At 72.8% G+C, this 5,257-nt stretch carries 2 protein-coding genes and 1 pseudogene; all 3 read left to right on the top strand.

Features of this window, described 5'->3' with window-relative positions:
* Positions 1 to 788 (top strand): acyl carrier protein (locus tag SSOG_RS47180; RefSeq protein ID WP_215490552.1); only part of this gene is annotated, 788 nt, incomplete at its 5' end.
* Between the two features lie 31 nt (positions 789 to 819).
* Positions 820 to 4,286: pseudogene (locus SSOG_RS58680) on the top strand (type I polyketide synthase); the annotation flags it as partial.
* A gap of 168 nt (positions 4,287 to 4,454) precedes the next feature.
* A partial coding sequence (locus tag SSOG_RS58685) for an SDR family NAD(P)-dependent oxidoreductase (protein WP_425385474.1) occupies positions 4,455 to 5,257 on the top strand: 803 nt, incomplete at its 3' end.

Here is a 5,257-nt window from a genome sequence, read left to right on the forward strand (position 1 = left end):
CGGGGCTGCTGCCCACCTCCACGGAGGAGGGCCTCGCCGCCTTCGACCGGGCCCTGGTGGGCGCCCTGCCCACCGTCGTCCCGGTACGTGTCGACACGGCCGCGCTGCGCGCCGCGGACACCGTTCCGCCACTCCTGCGGGAACTGGCGCCCGCCCCGAACCGGCGGGCCGCGGCGAGCGCCCCGGCGGCACCGGCCGAGTCCCTGGAGAGCAGGCTGCGCGGCCTTCCGGCCGAACAGCGCAGCACCCTCCTGCTCGACCTGGTCCTGAAGGACGTCGCCCTGGTACTCGGGCACGGCGACCCGCGCGGCATCTCCGCCGACGGGGCGTTCCGCGACCTGGGCTTCGACTCGCTGACGGCCGTCGAACTCCGCAACAAGATCAACCATCGCACCGGCCTGAAGCTGAGCGCGACCGCGGTCTTCGACCATCCGAGCCCGCGCGCCCTGGTCGACCACCTGCTCGACCGGCTCACCGCGGCACCCGAAACGGCGCGAGACGCCGAAGAGCCGAGCTACGAACGGGTCGTCGCCGACCTCACCAGGGTCGGGAACAGCCTGGCCGCGCTGGAGCTCACCGCCACCCAACGAGCCGCCCTCGCCGAGGTCTTCCGTGGCCTGGCCGAGCCCTGGACGGGCGGAGAGCCCGTGGCGGCGGCCGACGAACCGGCGTCGGCCGACCTCGAATCCGCGACCGCGGCGGAAGTCCTCGACTTCGTCACCAACAGCCTCGGCATCTCCATCTCCGGCGACATCTCCGGCGACGGATCGCCCACCGACCCGAGTTGAGAGTGAGTTCATGCCCACCGAAGACGAGCTGCTGAAATACCTCAAGGCGGTTTCCGAGGAACTGCACGTCGCTCGCGGGCGGTTGCAGACACTCGAAGGCCGCCGCAGCGAACCTGTGGCGATCGTCGGCATGAGCTGCCGGCTGCCCGGAGGCGTGTCCTCGCCGGACCACCTGTGGGACGTCGTCGCCAAGGGAGAGGACGCGATCGGCGCGTTCCCGGCGGACCGCGGTTGGGATGTCGACGCGCTGTACGACCCCGAACCGGGGACCCCCGGCAAGACCTACACCCGCTCCGGTGGGTTCCTGCACGACGCGGCGGACTTCGATCCGGCGTTCTTCGGGATCACCCCGCGCGAGGCGCACGGGATGGACCCGCAGCAGCGCCTGATGCTCGAGGCGTCGTGGCAGGCCCTGGAGAGCGCGGGCATCAACCCGCAGACCCTCAAGGGCACCCGCACCGGTGTCTTCGCCGGGTCCTTCCACCACGACTACGACCCGGGCGGCGGCAGCGTCGGCAGCCTCGTCTCGGGACGCGTCGCGTACGCACTGGGCCTCCAGGGGCCCGCCGTCACGGTCGACACGGCCTGTTCGTCGTCGCTGGTCGCGCTGCACCAGGCGGTGCAGTCGCTGCGCGAGGGCGAGTGCGCGTTGGCCCTGGCCGGTGGTGTGACGGTGCTGTCCACCCCGGGTGTCTTCATCGAGTTCTCCCGACAGCGCGGCCTCGCCGCCGACGGCCGCTGCAAGTCGTACGCCACGGCCGCGGACGGCACCGGCTGGGGCGAGGGCGTGGCCGTGCTCGCCCTGGAACGCCTCTCCGACGCCGAGCGCCACGGCCACCGGGTCCTGGCGCTCGTCCGCGGTACGGCGGTCAACCAGGACGGCGCGTCCAACGGCCAGACAGCACCCAACGGCCCGCACAGCAGCGGGTGATCCAGGACGCCCTGGCCAGCGCGCGGCTGACCTCCGCCGACGTCGACGTCGTCGAAGGACACGGCACAGGCACGACCCTCGGCGACCCGATCGAGGCGCAGGCGCTGCTGGCGACGTACGGCCAGGGGCGGGATGAGGACCGGCCGTTGTGGCTGGGGTCGGTGAAGTCCAACATCGGGCACACGCAGGCGGCGGCGGGCGTGGCCGGTGTCATCAAGATGGTGCAGGCGATGCGGTACGGCGTCATGCCGCGCACCCTGCACGTGGACGAGCCCTCGCACCACGTCGACTGGAGCGAGGGTCAGGTCAGGCTCCTGACGGAGGACAGGGCGTGGCCGGAGCTGGAGCGTCCCCGCCGGGCCGGTGTGTCGTCCTTCGGCTACAGCGGGACGAACGCGCATGTGATTTTGGAGGGGGCGGCGCCGGTTCAGGAGGCCGGGCCGGTTCGTGGCGGGGTCTTGCCGTGGGTGTTGTCGGCGCGCAGTGAGGCGGCGTTGGCGGAGCAGGCGGCGCGGCTGCTGGCCAGGGTCGGTGACGGTGCTGATCTCGATCCGCGGGATGTGGGCTTCACGCTGGCCGGGGGGCGTGCGGTGCTGGAGCACCGGGCGGTCGTCCTCGGGGAGAGTGACAGTGAACTCGCCGCCGGATTGGGTGAGTTGGCTGCGGGGCGTCCGGTGGCGGGTGTTGTCGCGGGGCGTGCGGTGTCTTCCGGTGGTGTGGTGTTGGTGTTCCCGGGTCAGGGTTCGCAGTGGGTGGGGATGGCGCGGGAGCTGTTGGAGTTCTCCCCGGTGTTCGCGTCGCGGATGGCGGAGTGTGCGGCGGCGCTGGGGCCGTACGTTGATGGCTGGTCGCTGCTGGATGTGGTGCGGGGTGGGGACGAGGACGTACTGCGCCGTGTCGATGTGGTGCAGCCGGTTCTGTTCGCGGTGATGGTGTCGCTTGCGGAGCTGTGGGGGTCGTTGGGTGTGCGGCCTGCGGCGGTGGTGGGGCATTCGCAGGGTGAGATCGCGGCGGCGTGTGTGGCCGGTGGTTTGTCGTTGGAGGATGCGGCGCGGGTGGTGGCGTTGCGGAGTCGGGCGATCCTGCGGTTGTCCGGGCGTGGCGGGATGGTGTCGGTGCTGGCGCCTGAGGATCAGGTGGCCGGGCGGTTGTCCGAGGGTTTGCAGATCGCGGTGGTCAACGGACCCGAGCAGGTCGTGGTGTCGGGTGCGCCGGACGAGCTGGAGGTGTTCCTCGCCGGGTGTGAGGCGGATGGGGTTCAGGCGCGGCGTATCGCGGTGGACTATGCCTCGCACTCGCCGCAGGTGGAGGACCTGAAGGCCGAACTCATCGATGTCCTCGGGGAGATTGAGCCGCGTACGGGTCACATACCGCTGTTCTCGACGGTGTATGGCGAGGTCATCGACACGGCCGACATGGACGCGGAGTACTGGTTCACCAACCTCCGCGAGACGGTCCGTTTCGACGCCGCTCTTCAGAAGCTGCTGGAGGCCGGGCACCGCGTCTTCGTCGAGAGCAGCCCGCACCCCGTCCTGCTCGGCGCCGTGACGCAGAACGCCGATCACCTTCGTACGACCGGAGTCAGCGCCATCGGCACGCTCCGCCGCAACGAGGGCGAGGAGGCCCAACTGCTGCGGAGCCTGGCCGAGGTGTTCGTCGCGGGCGTCGATGTGGACTGGTCGCCGTGGGTGGCGGGCGGGCGGCTGGTGGAGTTGCCGACGTACGCCTTCCAGCGGCGCCGGTACTGGCAGCCCGCCGCCTCGGCCGCCGACGTCGGCTCCGCGGGTCTGGACGCGGTGCGGCATCCGCTGCTCGGTGCGGCCGTACGCCTCGCGGGCAGCGACGACGTCGTGCTCACCGGACGCATATCCCGCGCCACGCACCCGTGGCTGGAGGACCACGCCGTCTTCGGCACGGTGCTGCTCCCGGGAACCGCCTTCGTGGAAATGGCCCTCCGTGCGGCCGACGAGGTCGGCTGCGACGCGCTGCGGGACCTGACCCTGCACGCACCGCTGGCGCTTCCCGAACAGGGCGAGATCGACATACAGGTGCAGATCGGGGCCGGAACCGGTACCGGCCGTCCGCTGGACATCTACTCCCGGCCCCGTCGGCACGACGGCACGGCCGAGTGGACCCAGCACGCGAGCGCCGTACTCGCCACGGACGCCGTCCCCGCCGACATCAACGGGCCGCTGTTCGGCGCCGCGTGGCCGCCCGCCGGTGCGGAGCGCCTGGACGCCGCCGACCACTACGACACGATGGCCGCCGCAGGTCTGGAGTACGGACCGGCGTTCCAGGGCCTCTCCGATGTGTGGCGGCTCGGCGACGAGATCCTCGCCCAGGTCACCCTGCCCGGGCGGCAGGCGGAGGAGGCGCAGCGGTTCGCCCTGCACCCCGCCCTCCTCGACGCGGCGCTCCAGGCCGCGGCGGTGGACGGTCTGGACGGCCGTACGCCGCTGCCGTTCTCCTTCGGAACGGTCGCCCTGCACGGCCGCGGTGCGAGCGAGGTGCGTGTGCGCATCGCCCCCACCGGGGCGGACACCTTCACGGTGGAGGCGGCCGATCCGTCCGGCACGCCGGTCGCCCGGATCGACTCGCTCCTCGTACGCCCGGTGACGGCGGGCGACCTGGCCACGGCGGACGGCAGCACGACGGCGCTGCTGTCCGTCGAGTGGTCGCCGTACGCGGCGGACGCGGACGCCTCGGCCGTGGACCCGGGCGCGGACGCACCGGACGTGACGCTCTTGAAGGCTGCCGATGCCGGACCCGCCGCCGGTGACGAGGCCGCCCGGGCGCGGGCGGTGCTGCGGGACACCCTGCGCGGTGTGCAGGAGTGGCTGGCCCAGGACCGGCCCGCCTCCGCGCGCCTGGTCGTGCTGACCCGCCGAGCCGTGCTCACCGGCGCCGAGGAGCCCGACGCCGCCGTCGACCTCGCCCATGCGGCCGTGTGGGGGCTGGCCAGGGCCGCCCGTGCGGAGAACCCCGGCCGCGTCGTCCTCCTGGACGTCGACGGCGAGCTGGACGGTCTCGACGAGGCCGCGGTCCACGATGCGCTGCGTACCGGACGCCATGAACTGGCCTTGAGGGAAGGGAAGTTGTACGTTCCCGCCCTGCGCCGCCAGGAGACGGCACCGGTGGCCGACGGCGTGGCCGAGGCACTCGGCACGGGCACCGTCCTGATCACCGGCGGGACGAGCGGCCTCGGCGCACAGGTGGCCCGGCACGCCGCCCGGCACGGGGCCCGGCATCTGCTCCTGCTGTCCCGGCGCGGCTCCGCGGCCGAGGGGGCCGAGGCGCTGCGCGACGAACTCGCCGCCTCCGGGGCCCGGGTCACCGTGCGGGCCTGCGACGTGGCCGACCGCGACCAGTTGGAGCGCGCGCTGCGCGATGTGCCCGACGCGTATCCGCTGACCGCCGTCGTCCATGCCGCGGGCGTGCTCCACGACGCCGTCGTCGAGTCGATCGACGCGTACGGCCTGGACGCCGTGCTGCGCCCGAAGACCGACGCCGCCTGGCATCTGCACGAACTGACCGCCGG

Origin of the sequence: Streptomyces himastatinicus ATCC 53653, assembly GCF_000158915.1 — a bacterium.
Lineage (GTDB): Bacteria > Actinomycetota > Actinomycetes > Streptomycetales > Streptomycetaceae > Streptomyces > Streptomyces himastatinicus.